Here is a 20,621-nt window from a genome sequence, read left to right as displayed (position 1 = left end):
GTTTAAACGCCCCCGCCGCCCCGCCCCGCGGGCCGGCGGGGGGCGGCCCCGTGCGGCGCGGCGGTCCGGCACCGGAGCCGAACCGCCGCTCCGTTCCGAGACGGATCGCCGCGCGCCTCGCGGCAGTTCACCACGGCCGGTCTCTTGACATGGTCATTGAGGGTGAACAGTCTGGCTCCCGTTCGCTTTCTGGCACGCACACCAGTAAGGGGGGCTTATGAGACGCAGAGCGAGATCCTTGCTCGCCGCGGCATCACTGCTCGCCGCGACACTCGCGGCGGCACCCTTCGCCCAGGCACAGGCCGGGGACGGGGCGGGGGACGGGGACGGCCTTTCCGTGTGGCGGGCGACCGTCACCAAGGAACAGGTGCCGTTGCTGCTCGCGGCGGGAGCCGACGGCCATGAACTGAGTGAGCGGGTGCCCGACCGGGGCACCGCGACCGTCGAGCTGTATCTGACCGACCAGCAGGCCGGTGAACTGCGCGAGCAGGGCATCGGCGTCAAGGAGCACACCCTGTCGGCCGCCGCGCTGAAGCGCGTGGCCGCGGCGGGGGACGGGGTCTACCGCCCGTACAGCGGTGAGAACGGGCTGAAGAACGAGATCGTCGCCACCGCCCAGGCGCATCCGGCGATCACCAAGGCCGTCAGCATCGGCAAGTCCGTCAAGGGCCAGGACATCCTCGCCCTGAAGGTCAGTCGGAACGCCAAGACCGTCCGCGACGGCACCAAGCCCGCCACGCTGTACCTCTCCAACCAGCACGCGCGGGAGTGGATCACCCCGGAGATGACCCGGCGGCTGCTCCACCACTATCTGGACAACTACGGCAAGGACCCCCGGATCACCCGGCTGATCGACACCTCCGAACTGTGGTTCGTGCTGTCGGCCAACCCGGACGGCTACGACTACACCTTCACCGGGACCGCCGAGCGCCAGTGGCGCAAGAACCTGCGGGACAACGACGGCGACGGACGGATCGCCCCCGGCGACGGCGTCGACCTCAACCGCAACTTCTCCTACAAGTGGGGCTACGACGACGAGGGCTCGTCCCCCGACCCGTACGACGAGACCTACCGCGGCGCCGGGCCCGGCTCCGAGCCCGAGACGAAGACGATCGACGCCTTCCAGAAGCGGATCGGCTTCCAGTACGGGATCAACTACCATTCTGCGGCCGAGCTGATCCTCTACGGCGTCGGCTGGCAGGTCGCCACCAAGACCCCCGACGACGTCGCGTACGAGACGATCGCCGGCACCCCCGCGAACCCCGGGATCCCCGGCTACCGCCCCCAGGTGTCGTCCGAGCTGTACATCACCAACGGCGAGGCGGACGGGCACGCGGCCAATGTCAACGGGATGATGATGTTCACCCCGGAGATGTCGACCTGTGCCACCGCGTCCAGGGTCGACCCGAACGACCAGTGGAACGCCGCGGACTGCGCCTCGGTCTTCACCTTCCCGGACGACGAGAAGCTGATCCAGCAGGAGTTCGCGAAGAACATCCCGTTCGCGCTCGCGGTCGCGGAGAGCTCCCTCACGCCGGACCGGCCGGTGTCGCCGCACGGCCTGAAGGCCCCCGACTTCACCCCGGACCCGTTCACCGTCTCGTACGCCCGCGGCGGTGACCAGGAGGTCTCGGTCGTCGCCAACCGGAACCTGCGGGACAAGGAACTCAACTACCGGGTCAACGGCGGCCGGGTCCACGACGAGGACCTCGAAGCCTGGAAGGGCGGCGAGACCTTCGGCGGCGAGGACAACATCCGCTTCGACGAGTACCGGGCCGAGGTCGAGCACGGGGACGTCGGCGACAAGGTCGAGGTCTGGTTCACCGGCCGCACCAAGGAGGGGCAGCGGGTCTCCAGCACGCCCTTCACCTACACGGTCGCCGAACGGCCGCGCGCCGACGCGCTGGTGATCGCCGAGGAGGGCGGCACCGCCCCGGCGCAGCACGCCGGTCTCTACACCGACGCCCTGGCGAAGAACAAGAAGCGCGCCGCCGTCTGGGACGTCGCCACCCAGGGCACCCCGCACCCGCTGGGCGTCCTCTCCCACTTCGACACGGCCGTCTGGTACAGCGGGGCCGCCGCGCCGTCCTGGGCCACCACCAAGGCGGTCCGGGCCTATCTCAACGAGGGCGGCAAGCTCGTCACCACCGGTGAGCGGGCGGGCGGCAACGCCAACCTGGGCCGGGCGATCAGCGACGACTTCGCCCAGTACTACCTCGGCGCGTCCGGCCGGGCGTCCCTCGCCGGGGTGAACGCCTTCGCGGGCTCCGGACCCCTTTCGGGTGCCTCCGCGAAGCTCGGGGACGCCCCCGGGAACCCGCTGAACGCGGCGGGCGCGTACACCGTCACCTCCGACACGCTGCCGCCGGGCCAGTTCCCGCAGTTCCGCAGCGCGGCGGCGGGCGACTATCCGGGCGTACGGATGCCGTTCTCGCCGTACGAGGGCAGCTACTACGCGGTGGCCACCCACCGCAACGCCTCCTGGCAGCGGCTGAGCCGGGCCGTCGACCTCACCGGCACCACCGCGGCCGACGCGCCCAAGCTCACCACCCGCCTCAGCTTCAACACGGAGCCGGGGTACGACAACGCGGTCGTCGAGGTCCGTACGGTCGGCCAGGAGGACTGGACGACACTGCCGGACCTCAACGGCGGTACGACGACCACCGTGCCGGCCGAGTGCGACCGGGCCTTCTACATCAACCAGCACCCGCATCTGCGGCACTATCTGACCCTCGGGTCGGACGCCTGCACGGCCACCGGGACGACCGGGGCGTGGCACGCGTTCACCGGTGCCTCCGACGGCTGGAAGGCGGCCGCGTTCGATCTGAGCGCGTACGCGGGCAAGCGGATCGAGGTCCATGTCTCGTACATCACCGATCCCAGTGACGGCGGTCGCGGCGTCTTCGTCGACGACACCCGGCTGGTGACCGCGGGCGGCGAGCAGGCGGACGGCGGTTTCGAGACGTCCCTGGGCCCGTGGACCGCCACGGCCCCGCCCGCGGGCAGTCCGGCGCCGCGCGGCAACTGGGACCGGGCCGGGGACCTCTATCCGTCGGCGTCGGCCGTCACCACCCGTGACACCGTGCTCATCGGCTTCGGCCTCGAACACGTATCCGATGCCGCCGAGCGCGGACGGCTGGTGGGCAAGGCGCTGGGCGCGCTCCGGCGGTGAACGGAGCCGACCGGGCCGAACATCCTGACGGACAGTAGTCGGATCTGAGGATTCCGTTCGAGGTGGCGGCGGGCCGTCCCCCTTACCGGGGGGTACGGCCCGCCGTCGCCGTGTACCGGCCGTCCGATGTCACTCCGGGGCGCCCGTGGAGGTAGGGTCGTAATCGGTCGGGGACATCCCATACAGCTCGCCGGCGTCGAGCCGGCACACCAACGAGGAGATCGGTTCGTGACGATCCGCGTAGGCATCAACGGCTTTGGCCGCATCGGTCGTAATTACTTCCGCGCGCTGCTGGAGCAGGGTGCAGACATCGAGATCGTGGCTGTCAACGACCTGGGTGACACCGCGACCACCGCGCATCTGCTGAAGTACGACACCATCCTGGGCCGCCTCAAGGCGGAGGTGTCGCACACCGCCGACACCATCACCGTCGGTGGCCACACCATCAAGGTGCTCTCCGAGCGCAACCCCGCCGACATCCCCTGGGGCGAGCTCGGCGTCGACATCGTCATCGAGTCGACCGGCATCTTCACCAAGAAGGCGGACGCCGAGAAGCACCTGGCGGGCGGCGCGAAGAAGGTCCTCATCTCGGCTCCGGCCAGTGACGAGGACATCACCGTCGTCATGGGTGTCAACCAGGACAAGTACCAGCCCGCGCAGCACCACATCATCTCGAACGCGTCCTGCACCACCAACTGTGTGGCGCCGATGGCCAAGGTCCTCGACGAGAACTTCGGCATCGTCCGCGGTCTGATGACCACGGTCCACGCCTACACCAACGACCAGCGGATCCTGGACTTCCCGCACAAGGACCTGCGCCGCGCCCGCGCCGCCGCGGAGAACATCATTCCGACCACGACGGGTGCCGCCAAGGCCACCGCCCTGGTCCTCCCGCAGCTCAAGGGCAAGCTGGACGGCATCGCGATGCGCGTCCCGGTCCCCACCGGCTCCGCCACCGACCTGGTCGTCGAGCTCTCCCGCGAGGTCACCAAGGACGAGGTCAACGCCGCGTTCAAGAAGGCCGCCGAGGGCGAGCTGCAGGGCATCCTGACGTACACCGAGGACCAGATCGTCTCCTCGGACATCGTCAGCGACCCGGCGTCCTGCACCTTCGACTCGTCTCTGACGATGGTCCAGGAGGGCAACTCGGTCAAGATCCTCGGCTGGTACGACAACGAGTGGGGTTACTCCAACCGTCTCGTCGACCTGACCGTCTTCGTCGGCAACCAGCTCTGAGCACTCAGCCGGCACCGACGGCTCTGCGATCGCCCACCGGCTCGGCTCCGCACAGCCCGGCACAGAACAGCGATCAGAGCACCACGATGTGAGCGAGAGGGCTCGGGCGGCGCAGCGTTGCGCCGCCCGGGCCCCCTCGCGCGTCCAGCCCTTCCGAGGAGACCGTCCATGAAGACGATCGACCAGTTGTTGGCCGACGGGGTCAGCGGCGCGCGGGTTTTCGTCCGCGCCGATCTCAATGTGCCGCTCGACGGCACCACCATCACCGACGACGGCCGGATCCGGGCCGTCGTTCCCACGATCGCCCGGCTGGCCGACGCCGGTGCCCGGGTGATCGTCGCCTCCCACCTCGGCCGCCCCAAGGGCGCTCCCGACCCGGCGTTCTCGCTGGCTCCCGCCGCCGCCCGGCTGGGCGAGATCCTCGGAAAGCCGGTCGCCTTCGCCACGGACACCGTCGGTGAATCGGCCCGCGCCGTGGTCGGCGGCCTCGCCGACGGGCAGGTCGCGGTGGTGGAGAACCTCCGCTTCAACCCCGGCGAGACGAGCAAGGACGACGCCGAGCGCGGCGCCTTCGCGGACGAGCTGGCCGCCCTCGCCGACGTCTACGTCGGCGACGGCTTCGGTGCCGTGCACCGCAAGCACGCCTCGGTCTACGATCTGCCCGCCCGGCTGCCGCACGCGGTCGGTGATCTGATCGCCACCGAGGTCGGCGTCCTCAAGCGGCTCACCGAGGACGTCGCCCGGCCGTACGTCGTGGTCCTCGGCGGCGCCAAGGTCTCCGACAAGCTCGGTGTGATCGACAATCTGCTGGGCAAGGCCGACCGCATCCTGATCGGCGGCGGAATGGCCTACACCTTCCTCAAGGCCCAGGGCCACGAGGTCGGCATCTCCCTGCTCCAGGAGGACCAGGTCCCGGTCGTCCAGGAGTATCTGAAGCGCGCCGAGGAGCAGGGCGTGGAGTTCGTGCTCCCCGTGGACGTGCTCGTCGCCCCCGAGTTCCCGGACCTGAGGACCAAGGCCCCGGCGAACCCCACCACCGTCGCCGCGGACGCCATCCCGGCCGACCAGGAGGGTCTGGACATCGGTCCGGAGACCTGCAAGCTGTACGCATCGAAGCTCGCCGACGCGGCCACCGTTTTCTGGAACGGTCCGATGGGCGTCTTCGAACACCCCGACTACGCCGAGGGCACCCGGGCCGTGGCCCGGGCACTCGTCGACTCGCCGGCCTTCTCCGTGGTCGGCGGCGGGGACTCCGCCGCCGCGGTACGGACCCTGGGCTTCGACGCCGACGCGTTCGGCCACATTTCGACCGGCGGCGGCGCCAGCCTCGAATACCTCGAGGGCAAGACGCTTCCCGGCCTCGCCGCACTGGAGGACTGATCACTGTCATGACCACCCGCACCCCGCTGATGGCGGGCAACTGGAAGATGAACCTCAACCACCTCGAGGCCATCGCCCACGTCCAGAAGCTCGCCTTCGCCCTCGCCGACAAGGACTACGACGCCGTGGAGGTCGCGGTCCTGCCGCCCTTCACCGATCTGCGCTCCGTCCAGACCCTCGTCGACGGCGACAAGCTCAAGATCGTCTACGGCGCCCAGGACATCTCGGCCCAGGACTCCGGCGCCTACACCGGCGAGATCTCCGGCCCGATGCTGGCCAAGCTGAAGTGTTCCTACGTGGCCGTCGGCCACTCCGAGCGCCGCCAGTACCACAACGAGTCGGACGAGCTGTGCAACGCCAAGGTGAAGGCCGCCTTCCGCAACGGCATCACCCCGATCCTCTGCGTCGGCGAGGGTCTCGACGTCCGCAAGGCCGGCGAGCAGGTGCCGCACACCCTCGCCCAGGTCGACGGCGGACTGAAGGACGTCCCCGCCGAGGACGCCGAGACGATCGTCATCGCCTATGAGCCCGTGTGGGCCATCGGCACCGGCGAGGTGGCCACGCCCGAGGACGCGCAGGAGGTCTGCAAGGCGATCCGCGACCGGCTCGCCGAGCTGTACTCGCGCGACCTGGCCGACAAGGTCCGGATCCAGTACGGCGGCTCCGTGAAGTCCGGGAACGTCGCCGCGATCATGGCCAAGCCCGATGTCGACGGCGCCCTCGTCGGCGGTGCCGCCCTCGACGTGGACGAGTTCGTCAAGATCGTCCGCTTCCGCGACCAGTGAGTATGCGGTAGCGCCGATCCGTCGTACCCTTGCGGGGACCCGGGCCGTGTCAGGCGCGGGTCCCCGCAGTCACCAGACCATCCAGAGAATTGCCAGGAAGTAGGGTTCAGCCGTGGTTATGGGGTTCTCGATCGCCCTGATCGTCTTCAGCCTGCTGCTGATGCTGCTCGTGCTGATGCACAAGGGGAAGGGCGGCGGCCTCTCCGACATGTTCGGCGGCGGCATGCAGTCCTCCGTCGGCGGCTCCTCCGTCGCCGAGCGCAACCTGGACCGGATCACCGTCGTCGTCGGTCTGCTCTGGTTCGCCTGCATCGTCGTCCTCGGCCTGCTGATGAAGCTGGACAACTGACACCCCCGTCGGCCGGCCGGGATCAGGTCGGCGTGTGGGTGTAACTCCAACGACTGGACGGGCGTTGGGCCTTACGTAGACTGGGGCACCGCGGCGCAGCCGCTGTGAGACGCTGTGCAGCACCATCACGCAGGGAGTTACACCGTGGCAAGTGGCAACGCGATCCGGGGGAGCCGGGTCGGGGCGGGGCCGATGGGCGAGGCCGAGCGCGGCGAGTCCGCGCCACGCCTGCGCATCTCCTTCTGGTGCTCGAACGGGCACGAGACGCAGCCGAGCTTCGCCAGCGACGCGCAGGTCCCCGATGTCTGGGACTGCCCGCGCTGTGGGTTCCCGGCCGGTCAGGACCGGGACAATCCCCCGGACCCGCCGCGCACGGAGCCGTACAAGACTCATCTCGCCTATGTACGGGAGCGGCGGAGCGACGCGGACGGCGAGGCGATTCTCGCCGAGGCGCTGGCCAAACTGCGGGGCGAGATCTAGTACTTCGATCCGGCCGGACCACCGAAAGGTGGCCCGGCCGGATTTTTTCACGGGCTCCCGGGGTTGTGGACGATGCCCGATTGTCAGTGCCGTCGCCTACGGTTCTGTATCAGGCGAACACGGAGCGTCATCGCACCGGGATCCGGTGCCGGCGACCGACGTGGCCGTCTCGCGGCCCCCGACTGATCAACTAGGTTGGGGACGGTGGGGCACCAGGCAGGCACGAGACGAAGTGAGCTGATGTCCGAGTGACCGTAGAAGGCCGTCCGCGGCTCAACCAGACGCCCGAGTGGTCCGCGCTCGGCAAGCACCGCGAACAGCTGGGCGACACCCATCTGAGGGAGTTGTTCGCCGCCGACCCGGAGCGCGGCCGCCGCTACGGCCTGCGCGTCGGCGACCTCCGTCTCGACTACTCCAAGCACCTGGTCACGGACGAGACCCTCGGTCTGCTGCGGGACCTGGCGAAGGCCACGGACGTCGCCGGGCTGCGGGACGCCATGTTCAGCGGCGAGCGGATCAACACCACCGAGGACCGGGCCGTTCTGCACACCGCCCTGCGGGCCCCCCGGGACGCCGTGATCGAGGTCGACGGCGTCGATGTCGTGCCCGGCGTCCACGCGGTGCTGGACAAGATGGCCGCGTTCTCGGAGCGGATCCGCTCCGGCGGGTGGACCGGCCACACCGGACGCCCCATCAGGAATGTGGTCAATATCGGGATCGGCGGATCCGACCTCGGCCCCGCGATGGCGTACGAGGCGCTGCGCGCCTACGCCACCCGCGATCTGACGTTCCGTTTCGTCTCCAACGTCGACGGCGCCGACCTCCACGAGGCCGTCCGTGACCTGGATCCCGCCGAGACGCTCTTCATCGTCGCCTCCAAGACCTTCACCACCATCGAGACCATCACCAACGCCACCTCGGCCCGCCGCTGGCTCCTCGACGGACTGAACGCCGGTCAGGAAGCCGTCGCACGGCACTTCGTGGCGCTCTCCACCAACGCCGGGAAGGTCACCGACTTCGGTATCGACCCGGAGAACATGTTCGAGTTCTGGGACTGGGTCGGCGGGCGGTACTCCTTCGACTCCGCCATCGGGCTCTCCCTGATGATCGCGGTCGGGCCCGAGCGGTTCCGGGAGCTGCTGGACGGCTTCCACCTCGTCGACGAGCACTTCCGTACGGCCCCGCCGGAGGCCAACGCGCCGCTGCTGCTGGGCCTGCTCGGGATCTGGTACGGCGCCTTCTTCGACGCCCAGTCGCACGCCGTCCTGCCGTACTCGCACTATCTGAGCCGGTTCACCGCCTATCTCCAGCAGCTCGACATGGAGTCCAACGGCAAGTCCGTGACCCGGGACGGCGAGCCGGTCGACTGGCAGACCGGGCCCGTGGTGTGGGGCACGCCCGGCACCAACGGCCAGCACGCCTACTACCAGCTCGTCCACCAGGGGACCAAGGTCGTCCCGGCGGACTTCATCGGCTTCGCCCGGCCCGTCGGCGAACTGGAGCCGGGGCCGGCCGCCCAGCACGATCTGCTGATGGCCAACTTCTTCGCCCAGACCCAGGCGCTGGCCTTCGGCAAGACGCCCGACGAGGTCCGGGCCGAGGGCGTGCCGGAGGAGCTGGTGCCGCACAAGACGTTCCAGGGGAACCACCCGACGACGACGATCCTGGCGGACGAGCTGACCCCGTCCGTGCTCGGGCAGCTCATCGCGCTCTACGAGCACAAGGTGTTCGTCCAGGGTGCGGTGTGGGACATCGACTCCTTCGACCAGTGGGGGGTCGAGCTGGGGAAGGTCCTGGCGAAGCGGATCGAGCCGGTGCTGACCGAGGGCACCGGCGGGGAGGCGCTCGACAGCTCGACCGCCGCCCTCGCCGCCGCCTACCGGGAGCTGAGGGGGCGCTGAGCACATGGACCAGGGGGGAACGGCGGTCCGGCTGCGACCGCCCCGTGAGCGGCTCGACGCACGTGCCGTGGGCTGGTGGCGGACGCAGTGGCTGGTGTCGGCGCTGGTGCTCGGCGGGGTCCCGGCACTGCTGGGACTGCTGATCGAGCCGGCCCGGTTCTGGCTGCTGCTGACGGCGGCGGTGCTGGGGGTGCCGTGTCTGGCCGGGGCCCTGGTGTTCCCGTCCTGGTGGTTCCGGGTGCACCGGTGGGAGGTGACGGACGAGGCGGTGTACGTCAGGACCGGCGCCTTCTGGCAGGAGTGGCGGATCGCCCCGATGTCCCGGATCCAGACCGTGGACACGGTCAGAGGCCCGCTGGAGCGCTCCTTCGGGCTCGCCACCCTCACCGTCACCACCGCCTCGTCCCAGGGGCCGGTGAAGATCGTGGGGCTCGGCCACGAGATCGCGGCCGGGCTCGCGGAGCGGCTGACCCTGATCACCCGGGCGACCCCCGGGGACGCGACATGACCGCCGACCCCTCCGAAGCGGTGGGCCCCGGCGGGGAATCCCCGGTCCCGGAGCCGGCCCCGGAGCCGGAGACCGGGCCCGGGGTGGAGTGGCGGCGGCTGGATCTGCGGTCGCTGCTGGTCACCGGGGCGGTGATGAGCGGTGTCGTCGGAGGTGTCTGCCTCCCCGTGCTGCTGGGTCTCTCCTCCGGTGCCTGGTTCGGCGACGGCCCGCGCCGGGGGATCGGGCTCACGCTGCTGCTCGGCGGCGGGGTGCTGCTCGTCGTCGGGGCGGTCGCCGCCGACTACCTCACCTGGCGCCACACCCGCTACCGGGTCGGCCCCGAGCGGGTCGATCTGCACTCCGGGCTGCTGCTGGTGAAGCGGCGGTCCCTGGCCCGTGAGCGGATCCGCAGCGTCGACATCACCGCCCATCCGCTGCTGCGGGTCCTGGGGCTGGTGAAGGTCAGGATCGGGACCGGCGAGAGCGGCGGCGGCAACGAGTCGTCCCTGGAGCTGAACCCGGTGCCCCGGACCGAGGGCGAGCGGCTCCGGGCCGAGCTGCTCGACCGGCCGGCGGACCCGGCCGCCCCGGCGGGCGACGGCGTCCTGGCCCGTCTCGACCCCCGGTGGATCCGTTACGCCCTCCCGGCCTTTCCCACCCTGGTCCTGGGCGGTGCGGCGGCCGGTGCCCTGATGCAGATCAGTGACTGGTTCGGCCTCCAGAACGAGGTGATCACCGGCATCGGGGACCTCTTCGACGGTGTCTCGATCACCCTGATGGTCCTCACTCTGCTGCTCGCGACCCTGGTGGCCGGGGCGGTCGGGTCGCTCGGGCTCTGGGTCGAGATGTGGTGGAACTACCGCCTCGAACGGGAGCCGGGCGGGGTGCTGCGGGTCCGGCGCGGGCTCTTCACCACCCGGTCGATATCCGTCGAGGAGCAGCGGCTGCGCGGGATCGAACTGGTCGAGCCGCTCGGGGTGCGCGGCTTCGGCGCGGCCCGGGTGGACGCCATCGCCACCGGGCTCGCCCAGGAGGGCGGCGCCGACCACGAGGACCTCCACATACTGCTGCCGGTCGCGCCCCGGGCGGTCGCGGACGAGGTGGCGGCGCTGGTGGTCCGGGAACCCAGGACCCCGACCGGGGCGGAGCTGACCGCGCATCCGAGGGCGGCCCGGTCCCGGCGGCTCCGCTGGTCGCTGACGACCGCCGCGGCCCCGGCCGCCGTGCTGGCCGGGCTCGGCCTCTGGCTGACGCCCGTGCTGCTGTACATCGCGGCGGGGTACGCGGCGGTGGCGCTGCCGCTCGCCGTGGCGCTGGGGCTCGACGCGTACCGCAGCCTCGGCCATGCCGTAACGGGGCGCTATCTGGTGACGCGCTCCGGCACCGTGGCCCGGCGGACGGTCGCCCTCCGGCGGACCGGGGTCATCGGCTGGACCATCACCCGGTCCCTGTTCCAGCGGCGGGCCGGGCTGATCACCCTGACCGCGACCACGGCCGCGGGTTCGGGCGGCTACTCCGTCCACGACGCCGACGAGGGCGAGGGCCTGCTGTTCGCCGCCGAAGCGGTGCCCGGGTTGCTGGCGCCGTTTCTTGAGCCCGTGCCGGGCCCGAACGGAGCCGCGACGTCCAGTGCTGAACCGGCGATAGTCCGGTGAGGGCGTAGCCGGGGTGCCGTCGGTGATCGTCGACGTATGACCGACACCAGCCGACGGGGGCGGGCCCGGGACGTCGGAGGTGGCCCTGGGGATCGCGGGCTACCACCCCAACGGCCGCGCCACTACCGTCAACGCCACGTTCCGGGCGTTCACCGGCGCGATCCGGGCGGCGGTCGTGCGGCTGGAGGCGGCCCAGGCGCCGGCCCGGACGGCACGCTGAGCCGGCCCGATCCACAAGGAACGACCGAGGGCCCGGACACCGTCATGGTGTCCGGGCCCTCGTCCGTACCGGAGCCTCCTACGCGGAGGCCGGCGGATACAGCTCGCGCGGCAGCTGGGCGGCGGCCGCCGCGTCCAGCAGCCACAGGGTGCGGGACCGGCCGCGGGCGCCCGCGGCCGGGGCCTGCAACTCGCCCGCGCCCGACAGGGCGATCGCCACGGCGTTCGCCTTGTCCTCGCCCGCCGCCAGCAGCCAGACCTCACGGGCCGCCCGGATCGCGGGAAGGGTCAGCGAGATCCGGGTCGGCGGCGGCTTCGGGGAGCCGTGCACCCCGACGACCGTGCGCTCGGTCTCCCGTACGGCGGGGTGCTCGGGGAAGAGCGACGCCACATGGGTGTCCGGGCCGACGCCCAGCATCAGGACGTCGAAGGTCGGCACCGGGCCGTGGTCCTCCGGGCCCGCCGCGGCGGCGAGTTCGGCCGCGTACGCCGCCGCTGCCGCCTCCACGTCGTTCCCGTACGGACCGTCCGACGCGGCCATGGGGTGGACCCGGGCCGGGTCGACGGGCACCTGGTCCAGCAGCGCCGCCCCGGCCTGGGAGACATTGCGTTCCGGGTCCCCCTCGGGGAGGAACCTTTCATCGCCCCACCAGATGTCGAGCCGCTGCCAGTCCACCGCGTCCCGCGCCGGGGAGGACCCCAGCGCCGCCAGCAGACCGTTGCCGTTGCGACCGCCCGTGAGGACCACGGACGCGGTGCCGCGGGCGGCCTGGGCGTCCACGATCCGGGTGATCAGCCGGGCCGCGGCGGCCTGGGCCATCAGCTCCTTGTCGCGGTGGACGACGAGCTGCGGAGCACCGGTCACTTGGCGGCCGCCTTCTTCGCCGCCGGCTTCCGGCCCGGGGACTTGCCCGCGGGGGCGGCCGGAGCGGCCGCCGCCGGGGCGCCCGCCGACTCCGGGGCTTCCCGCTCCGCGGCTTCCCGCTCCGCGGTGGCGACGGCCGCGGCCTCGATCTCCGCCACGTCCGCCGAGCCGCCGGGCCCGCCGTCACCGAGCCGGTCCACCCCGAACCGCAGGGCGGAGGCATAGGTGTCGTCCGGGTCCAGACGCCGCAGCTCCTCGGCGATCAGCTCCGCGGTCTCCCGCCGCTTCAGCGCGACCGCGCGGTCGGGCTGCCCCTGGATGGAGAGGTTCGCCAGGGCGCCGTCGGCCCGGTCGAGCACGATCGGACCGCAGTCCGTCTCCATCCGTACGGCGGTCAGCCCGGGACCGGGGGATAGGGTGCGCCGTACGGGCACCCCCAGCCGGTCCGCCAGCCACATCGCGAGCAGTTCGACGCTCGGGTTGAACTCCTCGCCCTCCACCTCGACCGCGGTGACCTCGCAGGCCACCTGGTCCAGCGCGGCGGCCAGCATGGAGCGCCAGGGCGTGATCCGGGTCCACGACAGATCCGTGTCGCCCGGGGTGTACGCCTCCGCCCGCCCCTTCAGCTCCCCGATCGGGTCCTCGGCCGCGTAGGTGTCGGTGACCCGGCGCTGGGCCAGGGCGCCCAGCGGGTCGCTCGCCGGGTCCAGCGGGGCGTTCACCGGCCACCAGACCACCACCGGGGCGTCCGGCAGCAGCAGCGGCAGCACCACCGACTGGGCGTGGTCGGTGACATCGCCGTACAGCCGCAGAACGACCGTCTCACCGGTGCCCGCGTCGGCTCCGACCCGGACCTCGGCGTCCAGCCGGGTCTGCGCCCGGTCGCGCGGGGTGCGCGAGACCCGCTTGATGACCAGCAGCGTGCGCGAGGGGTGCTCGCGCGACGCCTCGTTGGCGGCCTTCAGGGCGTCGTAGGCGTTCTCCTCGTCGGTGACGATGACGAGGGTGAGCACCATGCCGACGGCCGGGGTGCCGATCGCCCGGCGCCCCTGCACCAGCGCCTTGTTGATCTTGCTGGAGGTGGTGTCCGTAAGGTCGATCTTCATGGCCGCCGCCAGCTCCGTCCGTCTCGTGCGAGCATTTCGTCCGCCTCGACCGGACCCCAGGTCCCGGACGGGTACTGGGCGGGCTTGCCGTGGGTGTCCCAGTACCGCTCGATCGGGTCGAGGATCTTCCACGACAGCTCGACCTCCTCGACCCGGGGGAAGAGGTTGGAGTCGCCGAGCAGGACATCGAGGATGAGCCGCTCGTACGCCTCCGGGCTGGACTCGGTGAAGGACTCGCCGTAGGCGAAGTCCATCGAGACGTCCCGTACCTCCATCGAGGTCCCCGGCACCTTGGAGCCGAACCGCATGGTCACGCCCTCGTCCGGCTGGACCCGGATGACCAGGGCGTTCTGCCCCAGCTCCTCGGTCGCGGTGTGGTCGAAGGGCGAGTGCGGGGCGCGCTGGAAGACCACCGCGATCTCGGTGACCCGGCGCCCCAGCCGCTTGCCCGTGCGCAGATAGAACGGCACACCGGCCCAGCGGCGGTTGTCGATCTCCAGCTTGACCGCCGCGTAGGTGTCGGTCGTGGAGGCGGGGTCGATCCCGTCCTCCTGGAGATAGCCGACGGCCTTCTCGCCGCCCTGCCACCCGGCCGCGTACTGGCCGCGTACGGTGTGCTCGCCCAGGTCCTTCGGCAGCTTCACCGCGCCCAGCACCTTGGTCTTCTCCGCGGCCAGCGCGTCCGCGTCGAAGGAGGCGGGCTCCTCCATCGCGGTGAGCGCCAGCAGCTGGAGCAGATGGTTCTGGATCACGTCACGGGCGGCGCCGATGCCGTCGTAGTACCCGGCACGGCCGCCGATGCCGATGTCCTCGGCCATGGTGATCTGGACATGGTCCACATAGGACCGGTTCCAGATCGGCTCGAAGAGCGTATTGGCGAAGCGGAGCGCCAGGATGTTCTGGACGGTCTCCTTGCCGAGGTAGTGGTCGATCCGGAAGACCTCGTTCGGCGGAAAGACCTCGTGCACCACCTGGTTCAGCTCCATGGCGGACACCAGATCGTGGCCGAAGGGCTTCTCGATCACCGCCCGGCGCCAGGAGCCCTCCTTCTGGTCGGCCAGACCGTGCTTCTTGAGCTGCTGGACGACCTTGGGGAAGAACTTCGGCGGCACGGAGAGGTAGAAGGCGAAGTTGCCCCCCGTCCCCTGCGCCTGGTCCAGCTCGGCGATCGTCTTCTTCAGCGTCTCGAAGGCGTCGTCGTCGTCGAAGTCGCCCTGGACGAACCGCATGCCCTGGTTGAGCTGCTGCCAGACCTCCTCGCGGAAGGGGGTCCTGGCGTGCTCCTTGACCGCGTCGTGGACCTCTTGTGCGAAGTCCTCGTCCTGCCACTCCCGGCGGGCGAAGCCGACCAGGGAGAAGCCCGGCGGCAGCAGTCCGCGGTTGGCCAGGTCGTAGACGGCCGGCATCAGCTTTTTGCGCGACAGGTCACCGGTGACCCCGAAGATCACCAGGCCCGACGGCCCCGCGATACGCGGGAGCCGTCGGTCCGCCGGGTCGCGCAGCGGATTGGCCGCGGGTGAACCGGACACGATGGTCAGCCCTTCGACGGGACGAGACGGGCCAGCGCCGCCTCGGTCGATGCGAGCAGGTCGTTCCAGGCCGCCTCGAACTTCTCGACGCCCTCGTCCTCCAGCAGCTGGACGACCTCGTCGTACGAGATCCCCAACTCTGCCACGGCCGCCAGCTCGGCGCGCGCGGTGTCGTACGTGCCGCGGACGGTGTCACCGGTGATCACGCCGTGGTCGGCGGTGGCCTCCAGCGTCGCCTCCGGCATGGTGTTCACCGTGCCCGGGGCGACCAGCTCGTCCACGTACAGCGTGTCCTTGTACGCCGGGTCCTTGACCCCCGTCGAGGCCCACAGCGGGCGCTGCTTGTTGGCCCGCAGCCGGTCGAGGGCGGCCCACCGCTCGGAGCCGAAGACCTCCTCGTACGCCTCGTACGCCAGCCGGGCGTTGGCCAGCGCGGCCTTGCCGCGGGCCGCCTTCGCCGCCGGGGTGCCCAGCGCGTCGAGCCGCTTGTCGATCTCCGCGTCCACCCGGGAGACGAAGAACGACGCCACCGAATGGATCTTCGACAGGTCGAGGCCGCGCTCCGCGGCCTTCTCCAGACCGGCCAGGTAGGCGTCCATCACCTCGCGGTAGCGCTCCAGCGAGAAGATCAGCGTCACATTGACGCTGATACCGAGACCGATGGTCTCGGTGATCGCCGGAAGGCCCGCCCGGGTGGCCGGGATCTTGATCAGGGTATTGGGGCGGTCGACGAGCCAGGCCAGCTGCTTGGCCTCGGCGATCGTCGCCTCCGTGTGATGGGCCAGCCGCGGGTCCACCTCGATGGAGACCCGGCCGTCCTGGCCCTCGGTCGCGTCGAAGACCGGCCGGAGGATGTCCGCCGCGTCGCGGACGTCCGCCGTGGTGATCATCCGAATGGCTTCCTCGACGGTCACCTTGCGGACGGCCAGCTCACGCAGCTGCTGCTCGTAGCCGTCACCGCCGCTGATCGCCTTCTGGAAGATCGACGGATTGGTGGTCACACCCACCACGTGCTGCTGGTCGATCAGCTCGGAGAGATTGCCGGAGGTGATCCGCTTGCGGGACAGGTCGTCCAGCCAGATCGCGACGCCTTCGTCGGTGAGGCGCTTGAGCGCGTCGTCTGTCATCGAAAAACAACTCCTGAAGTCACTGTGTAATCGCGTCAGCGCCGGACGGCGTCAAGAGATTCCCGGGCGGCGGCGGCGACCGCGTCCGCGGTGAAACCGAACTCCCGGAAGAGGACCTTGCCGTCCGCCGAGGCACCGAAGTGCTCCAGCGATACGATCCGGCCCGCGTCGCCGACGTACCGGTGCCAGGTCAGCCCGATGCCCGCCTCGACGGCCACCCGGGCCCGCACCGAAGGCGGCAGCACCGCGTCCTTGTAGTCCTGGTCCTGCTCCTCGAACCACTCGACCGACGGCATGGAGACCACCCGCGTCGGCACCCCGGCCGCCTGGAGCTGCTCCCGGGCCGCGACGGCGAGCTGGACCTCGGATCCGGTACCGATCAGAACGGCCTCCGGGGCGCCGCCCTCGGCCTCGAAGAGGACATAGCCGCCACGGGCCGCGTTCTCGTCGGCCGGGTAGGTCGGCACACCCTGCCGGGTCAGCGCCAGACCGTGCGGGGCGCCCACGCCGAACTCCTTCGTCCAGCGCCGCAGGATCTCACGCCAGGCGATCACCGTCTCGTTGGCGTCCGCCGGGCGGACCACGTTCAGACCCGGGATGGCCCGCAGGGACGCCAGGTGCTCCACCGGCTGGTGGGTCGGGCCGTCCTCGCCGAGACCGATCGAGTCATGCGTCCACACATACGTCACCGGCAGGTGCATCAGGGCCGACAGCCGGACCGCGTTGCGCATGTAGTCCGAGAAGACGAGGAACGTCCCGCCGAAGATCCGGGTGTTGCCGTGCAGCGCGATGCCGTTCATCTCGGCGGCCATCGCGTGCTCACGGATACCGAAGTGGATCGTGCGGCCGTACGGGTCGGCCTCGGGCAGCGGATTGCCCTCGGGCAGGAACGACGACGTCTTGTCGATGGTGGTGTTGTTGGAGCCCGCGAGGTCGGCCGAGCCGCCCCACAGCTCCGGGATCACCGCGCCCAGCGCCTGGAGGATCTTGCCCGACGCGGCCCGGGTGGCGACCGACGTACCGGCCTCGAAGTCCGGCAGCGCGTCCTCCCAGCCCGCGGGCAGCTCGCCCGCCCGGATCCGGTCGAACTCGGCGGCCCGCTCGGGGTTGGCCGTACGCCACGCGGCGAACACCTTCTCCCACTCGGCACGCGCCTCGCGCCCGCGGTCCAGCGCCTCCCGGGTGTGCCCGATGACCTCGTCGGTGACCTCGAAGCTCTGCTCCGGGTCGAAGCCGAGGACCCGCTTGGTGGCCGCGACCTCCTCGGCGCCCAGCGCCGAGCCGTGCGCGGCCTCGGTGTTCTGCGCGTGCGGGGCGGGCCAGGCGATGATCGACCGGGCGGCGATGAAGGACGGCCGGTCGGTGACGGCCTGCGCGGCGCGGAAGGCCGCGTACAGCGCCTCGGGGTCGAGGTCGCCGTTCTCCCGGGGCGCCACCCGCTGCACATGCCAGCCGTACGCCTCGTACCGCTTGAGGGTGTCCTCGGAGACCGCGGTCTCGGTGTCGCCCTCGATGGAGATGTGGTTGTCGTCCCAGAGCAGGACCAGATTGCCCAGCTTCTGGTGCCCGGCCAGCGACGACGCCTCGGCCGCGATGCCCTCCTGGAGGCAGCCGTCGCCGGCGATCGCCCAGATGGTGTGGTCGAAGGGGGACGTGCCGGGGGCGGCGTCCGGGTCGAACAGGCCGCGCTCGTAGCGGGCGGCCATCGCCATGCCCACCGCGTTGGCCACGCCCTGGCCCAGCGGCCCGGTGGTGGTCTCGACGCCGGTGGTGTGGCCGTACTCGGGGTGACCCGGGGTCTTCGAACCCCAGGTGCGGAACGCCTTGAGGTCGTCCAGCTCCAGCCCGTACCCCGCCAGGTACAGCTGGGTGTAGAGGGTCAGCGACGAGTGCCCGGCGGACAGCACGAACCGGTCACGGCCGGTCCAGTCGGCGTCGGCCGGGTCGTGCCGCATCACCTTCTGGAAGAGCAGATACGCGGCGGGCGCGAGGCTCATGGCCGTACCGGGGTGGCCGTTGCCGACTTTCTGTACGGAATCCATGGCCAGGACCCGTGCGGTGTCGACGGCCCGCTGGTCCAGATCGGTCCATTCGAGGTCTGTGGTGGTCGGCTTGGTGCTCACCCTCGGTCAGGGCTCCTTTCCGCATGTCTTCGACATGGCGCGTACCCGGTGACGACGAATGCACCGGGTGTCGCCGAGCCTACCCTTGGCGCCCCCCGGCGGTTTTCGGCCGTGGGGCCGCGGAGCCCGCCGACGGCGTACGCGGGCCACCGCGCCCCTCCGCCTGCCTGCCGCCGGACGGGGGACTCCGCCTCCCGGCGGCATCCGGCCCGGGTCGCGGGGCGCGCGGCGGGGGCGCGACGGCGCGCCGGGGAGCCGTCTTCCAACACGACCCACCCCCGTGCGAGGCGAGAGAAAGGCAGCCTCTAGAGTGGCGTGGTACGCGCAAGTCTCACCGGGTTTTCAACGCGCTGTCATGCGTCCGGGACTTGCTGGAATCTTCCTCAGGGGTGTGCGTGACGGCCGTCGATTCCCGTCCAGCGGGTGAGGGCACCACCCGCCCCGAGCGGACCGTGGAGACGCCCGGGACGAGCCCGGGCAGCCGGACGTTCGGGTCCCGGGTCATGGCCTTCGTGGCGCTCACGAAGCCGCGGATCATCGAGTTGCTGCTCATCACCACAGTGCCGGTGATGTTCCTCGCCGCGCAAGGGGTGCCCGATCTGTGGCTGGTCCTGGCCACCTGTACAGGCGGTTATCTCTCCGCCGGCGGCGCCAACGCGCTCAATATGTACATCGACCGGGACATCGACGCGCTGATGACCAGGACGGCGCAGCGGCCGTTGGTCACCGGCATGGTCTCCCCGCGTGAGGGCCTGGTCTTCGGCCTCACCCTCGCCGTGGTCTCCACGCTCTGGTTCGGCCTCCTCGTCAACTGGCTGTCGGCCTGGCTGTCGCTGGGCGCACTGCTGTTCTACGTCGTCGTCTACACGATGATCCTCAAGCGCCGCACGGCGCAGAACATCGTCTGGGGCGGGATCGCGGGCTGTCTGCCGGTACTCATCGGCTGGTCGGCGGTGACCAACTCGATGTCGTGGGCCGCGATCGTCCTCTTCCTCGTGATCTTCTTCTGGACCCCGCCGCACTACTGGCCGCTCTCCATGAAGGTCCGGGAGGACTACGCCAGGGTCGGCGTCCCGATGCTGCCCGTCGTCGCCTCCAACAAGGTCGTGGCGCGCCAGATCGTCCTCTACAGCTGGGTGATGGTCGCCGTATCGCTGCTGCTCACCCCGATGGGCTACACGGGCTGGTTCTATACGACCGTGGCGCTGCTCGCGGGCGGCTGGTGGCTGTGGGAGGCGCACGCCCTCCAGGCACGGGCGAAGGCCGGTCTGGCCGGGGCGAAGCTCAAGGAGATGCGGCTCTTCCACTGGTCCATCACCTATGTGTCGCTGCTCTTCGTGGCGGTGGCGGTGGATCCCTTCCTGCGCTGAGGCGGCATAGTCGAAGAAGCGAGTGCGGTGAAGCGAGTGCGGTGAAGCGGGCGGGCCCCAAGGGTCCGCCCGCGGTCGTTCCCGGGCCCTTCCGTCGCGCGGGACGCCGGCCCGCCGGGGTCGGCGGGCAGTGGTTCACGCCACGCCCGGCCGCCATGGTCAGCGCCGATTACCGCTACGTAACATCGGGGCATGGCAGACACCAAGCACGCGGACCGCAAGGCCGCCCGGCTCGCCCGTGAGATCACCGCCTTCGCGAAGAAGCACGGTGGCGCGGAGGGGCAGCTCGCCCATATCGGTCAGGCGGGTACCCGGATCGTCCTCGTCGGCTCCGACGGCGCCTGGGGCGATCTGGTGGCCCCCACCTACGCGGTCGCCGAGTCGGCGGCCGGTAAGGCGGGGATCACCCTGCACGAGGAGTTCGACGGGGAGTTCGCGGCGAAGGTGCGTACGGGGCCGTACGAGTGGACCCGGATGGCGGGCATCCAGCTCGGCGGCCCCGCGAACGGCTGAGGTACCCGCCCGGCGGTACCGGAATCCGGACCACCGGGCAGGGGCCGACAGGGGCCACCGGAACGGGCGACGCCCCGTACATACGTCATATTCAGACGCCTTGTACATAAGTCATATACGGCACATGCGTCATATGCGGCCATACGCGAACGGCGGGGCGGGGGCGCCCGGGGGGGGGGGCCGGCCCCCCGCCCCGGCCGGGGGGGGGGGGGTTTACGGCTTGGACGCGGTGGTGCGCCGCGCCCGCCGGGCCCCCGGGCCCCGCCGGCAACGACCGGCGGTACTCGGCGTACAGCGCGTCGTAGATGGGCGTCTGGGAGA

The 20,621-nt window shown here is 70.9% G+C and carries 17 protein-coding genes; 12 read left to right on the top strand and 5 right to left on the bottom strand.

The features are described from left to right. The first annotated feature begins 217 nt into the window (after positions 1-217). The 10 genes from ACFXG1_RS30275 to ACFXG1_RS30230 all read left to right on the top strand — a co-directional run bounded on the left by ACFXG1_RS30275 (position 218) and on the right by ACFXG1_RS30230 (position 11,668). Positions 218-3,172 (top strand): M14 family zinc carboxypeptidase, encoded by a 2,955-nt coding sequence (locus ACFXG1_RS30275; RefSeq protein WP_384745416.1) that lies wholly within the window; start codon positions 218-220, stop codon positions 3,170-3,172. A 228-nt stretch (positions 3,173-3,400) separates the two neighbouring features. Then, positions 3,401-4,408, top strand: coding sequence for a type I glyceraldehyde-3-phosphate dehydrogenase (gap, locus tag ACFXG1_RS30270; RefSeq protein WP_384722618.1), 1,008 nt, complete (start codon positions 3,401-3,403; stop codon positions 4,406-4,408). Positions 4,409-4,576: 168 nt separating this feature from the next. Beyond that, positions 4,577-5,788 carry a phosphoglycerate kinase gene (locus tag ACFXG1_RS30265; protein ID WP_384745414.1) on the top strand — a complete coding sequence of 404 codons (1,212 nt, stop codon included), beginning with the start codon at positions 4,577-4,579 and terminating at the stop codon, positions 5,786-5,788. 8 nt (positions 5,789-5,796) lie between these two features. Continuing rightward, the gene (tpiA, locus tag ACFXG1_RS30260; RefSeq protein ID WP_384718864.1) at positions 5,797-6,573 is read left to right on the top strand and encodes a triose-phosphate isomerase; all 777 of its coding nucleotides are present in this window, start codon (positions 5,797-5,799) and stop codon (positions 6,571-6,573) included. A gap of 118 nt (positions 6,574-6,691) precedes the next feature. After that, positions 6,692-6,922, top strand: coding sequence for a preprotein translocase subunit SecG (gene secG, locus ACFXG1_RS30255; protein ID WP_384718868.1), 231 nt, complete (start codon positions 6,692-6,694; stop codon positions 6,920-6,922). Positions 6,923-7,114: 192 nt separating this feature from the next. Beyond that, positions 7,115-7,402: an RNA polymerase-binding protein RbpA gene (locus ACFXG1_RS30250; protein WP_384718866.1), complete on the top strand. Its 288-nt coding sequence runs from the start codon at positions 7,115-7,117 to the stop codon at positions 7,400-7,402. A 248-nt stretch (positions 7,403-7,650) separates the two neighbouring features. Beyond that, complete coding sequence (gene pgi / locus ACFXG1_RS30245; RefSeq protein ID WP_384718862.1) at positions 7,651-9,303, top strand: glucose-6-phosphate isomerase; 1,653 nt, start codon at positions 7,651-7,653, stop codon at positions 9,301-9,303. Positions 9,304-9,307: 4 nt separating this feature from the next. Next, on the top strand, positions 9,308-9,811 hold the full coding sequence (locus ACFXG1_RS30240) for a PH domain-containing protein (protein WP_384718860.1): 504 nt from the start codon (positions 9,308-9,310) through the stop codon (positions 9,809-9,811). Beyond that, complete coding sequence (locus tag ACFXG1_RS30235; protein ID WP_384745411.1) at positions 9,808-11,448, top strand: PH domain-containing protein; 1,641 nt, start codon at positions 9,808-9,810, stop codon at positions 11,446-11,448. The genes ACFXG1_RS30240 and ACFXG1_RS30235 overlap by 4 nt, the downstream gene beginning before the upstream one ends. A gap of 79 nt (positions 11,449-11,527) precedes the next feature. Next, positions 11,528-11,668 carry a hypothetical protein gene (locus tag ACFXG1_RS30230; protein ID WP_384724121.1) on the top strand — a complete coding sequence of 47 codons (141 nt, stop codon included), beginning with the start codon at positions 11,528-11,530 and terminating at the stop codon, positions 11,666-11,668. Positions 11,669-11,746: 78 nt separating this feature from the next. On the opposite strand, the gene pgl is transcribed toward ACFXG1_RS30230, so the two are convergent. Genes pgl through tkt form a run of 5 tightly spaced genes read right to left on the bottom strand, consistent with a single transcriptional unit; the run spans position 11,747 to position 18,417 of the window. Further along, complete coding sequence (gene pgl / locus ACFXG1_RS30225; RefSeq protein WP_384745409.1) at positions 11,747-12,532, bottom strand: 6-phosphogluconolactonase; 786 nt, start codon at positions 12,530-12,532, stop codon at positions 11,747-11,749. Further along, entirely contained in the window at positions 12,529-13,638 is a 1,110-nt protein-coding gene (gene opcA / locus ACFXG1_RS30220) for a glucose-6-phosphate dehydrogenase assembly protein OpcA (RefSeq protein WP_384745407.1), read from the bottom strand. The genes pgl and opcA overlap by 4 nt, the downstream gene beginning before the upstream one ends. After that, positions 13,635-15,167, bottom strand: a complete 1,533-nt coding sequence (gene zwf / locus ACFXG1_RS30215; protein WP_384745405.1) for a glucose-6-phosphate dehydrogenase — start codon at positions 15,165-15,167, stop codon at positions 13,635-13,637. Before zwf ends, opcA begins: the two co-directional genes overlap by 4 nt. Before the next feature lie 5 nt (positions 15,168-15,172). Then, positions 15,173-16,294, bottom strand: a complete 1,122-nt coding sequence (tal, locus tag ACFXG1_RS30210) for a transaldolase (protein WP_384721148.1) — start codon at positions 16,292-16,294, stop codon at positions 15,173-15,175. Between the two features lie 35 nt (positions 16,295-16,329). Beyond that, positions 16,330-18,417 carry a transketolase gene (gene tkt / locus ACFXG1_RS30205; protein WP_384745403.1) on the bottom strand — a complete coding sequence of 696 codons (2,088 nt, stop codon included), beginning with the start codon at positions 18,415-18,417 and terminating at the stop codon, positions 16,330-16,332. A gap of 389 nt (positions 18,418-18,806) precedes the next feature. Here tkt and ACFXG1_RS30200 point away from each other — a divergent pair, with 389 nt between their 5' ends. Both ACFXG1_RS30200 and ACFXG1_RS30195 read left to right on the top strand, forming a co-directional pair. Then, positions 18,807-19,787 (top strand): heme o synthase, encoded by a 981-nt coding sequence (locus ACFXG1_RS30200; protein ID WP_384707311.1) that lies wholly within the window; start codon positions 18,807-18,809, stop codon positions 19,785-19,787. 192 nt (positions 19,788-19,979) lie between these two features. Further along, positions 19,980-20,300 carry a hypothetical protein gene (locus ACFXG1_RS30195; RefSeq protein ID WP_384707202.1) on the top strand — a complete coding sequence of 107 codons (321 nt, stop codon included), beginning with the start codon at positions 19,980-19,982 and terminating at the stop codon, positions 20,298-20,300. Positions 20,301-20,621: the final 321 nt, after the last annotated feature.

It is taken from the genome of Streptomyces sp. NPDC059248, assembly GCF_042753905.1.
Classification (GTDB): domain Bacteria; phylum Actinomycetota; class Actinomycetes; order Streptomycetales; family Streptomycetaceae; genus Streptomyces.
Note: the sequence above shows the minus strand (reverse complement) of the source record. Positions and strands in the feature narration are given on the sequence as shown.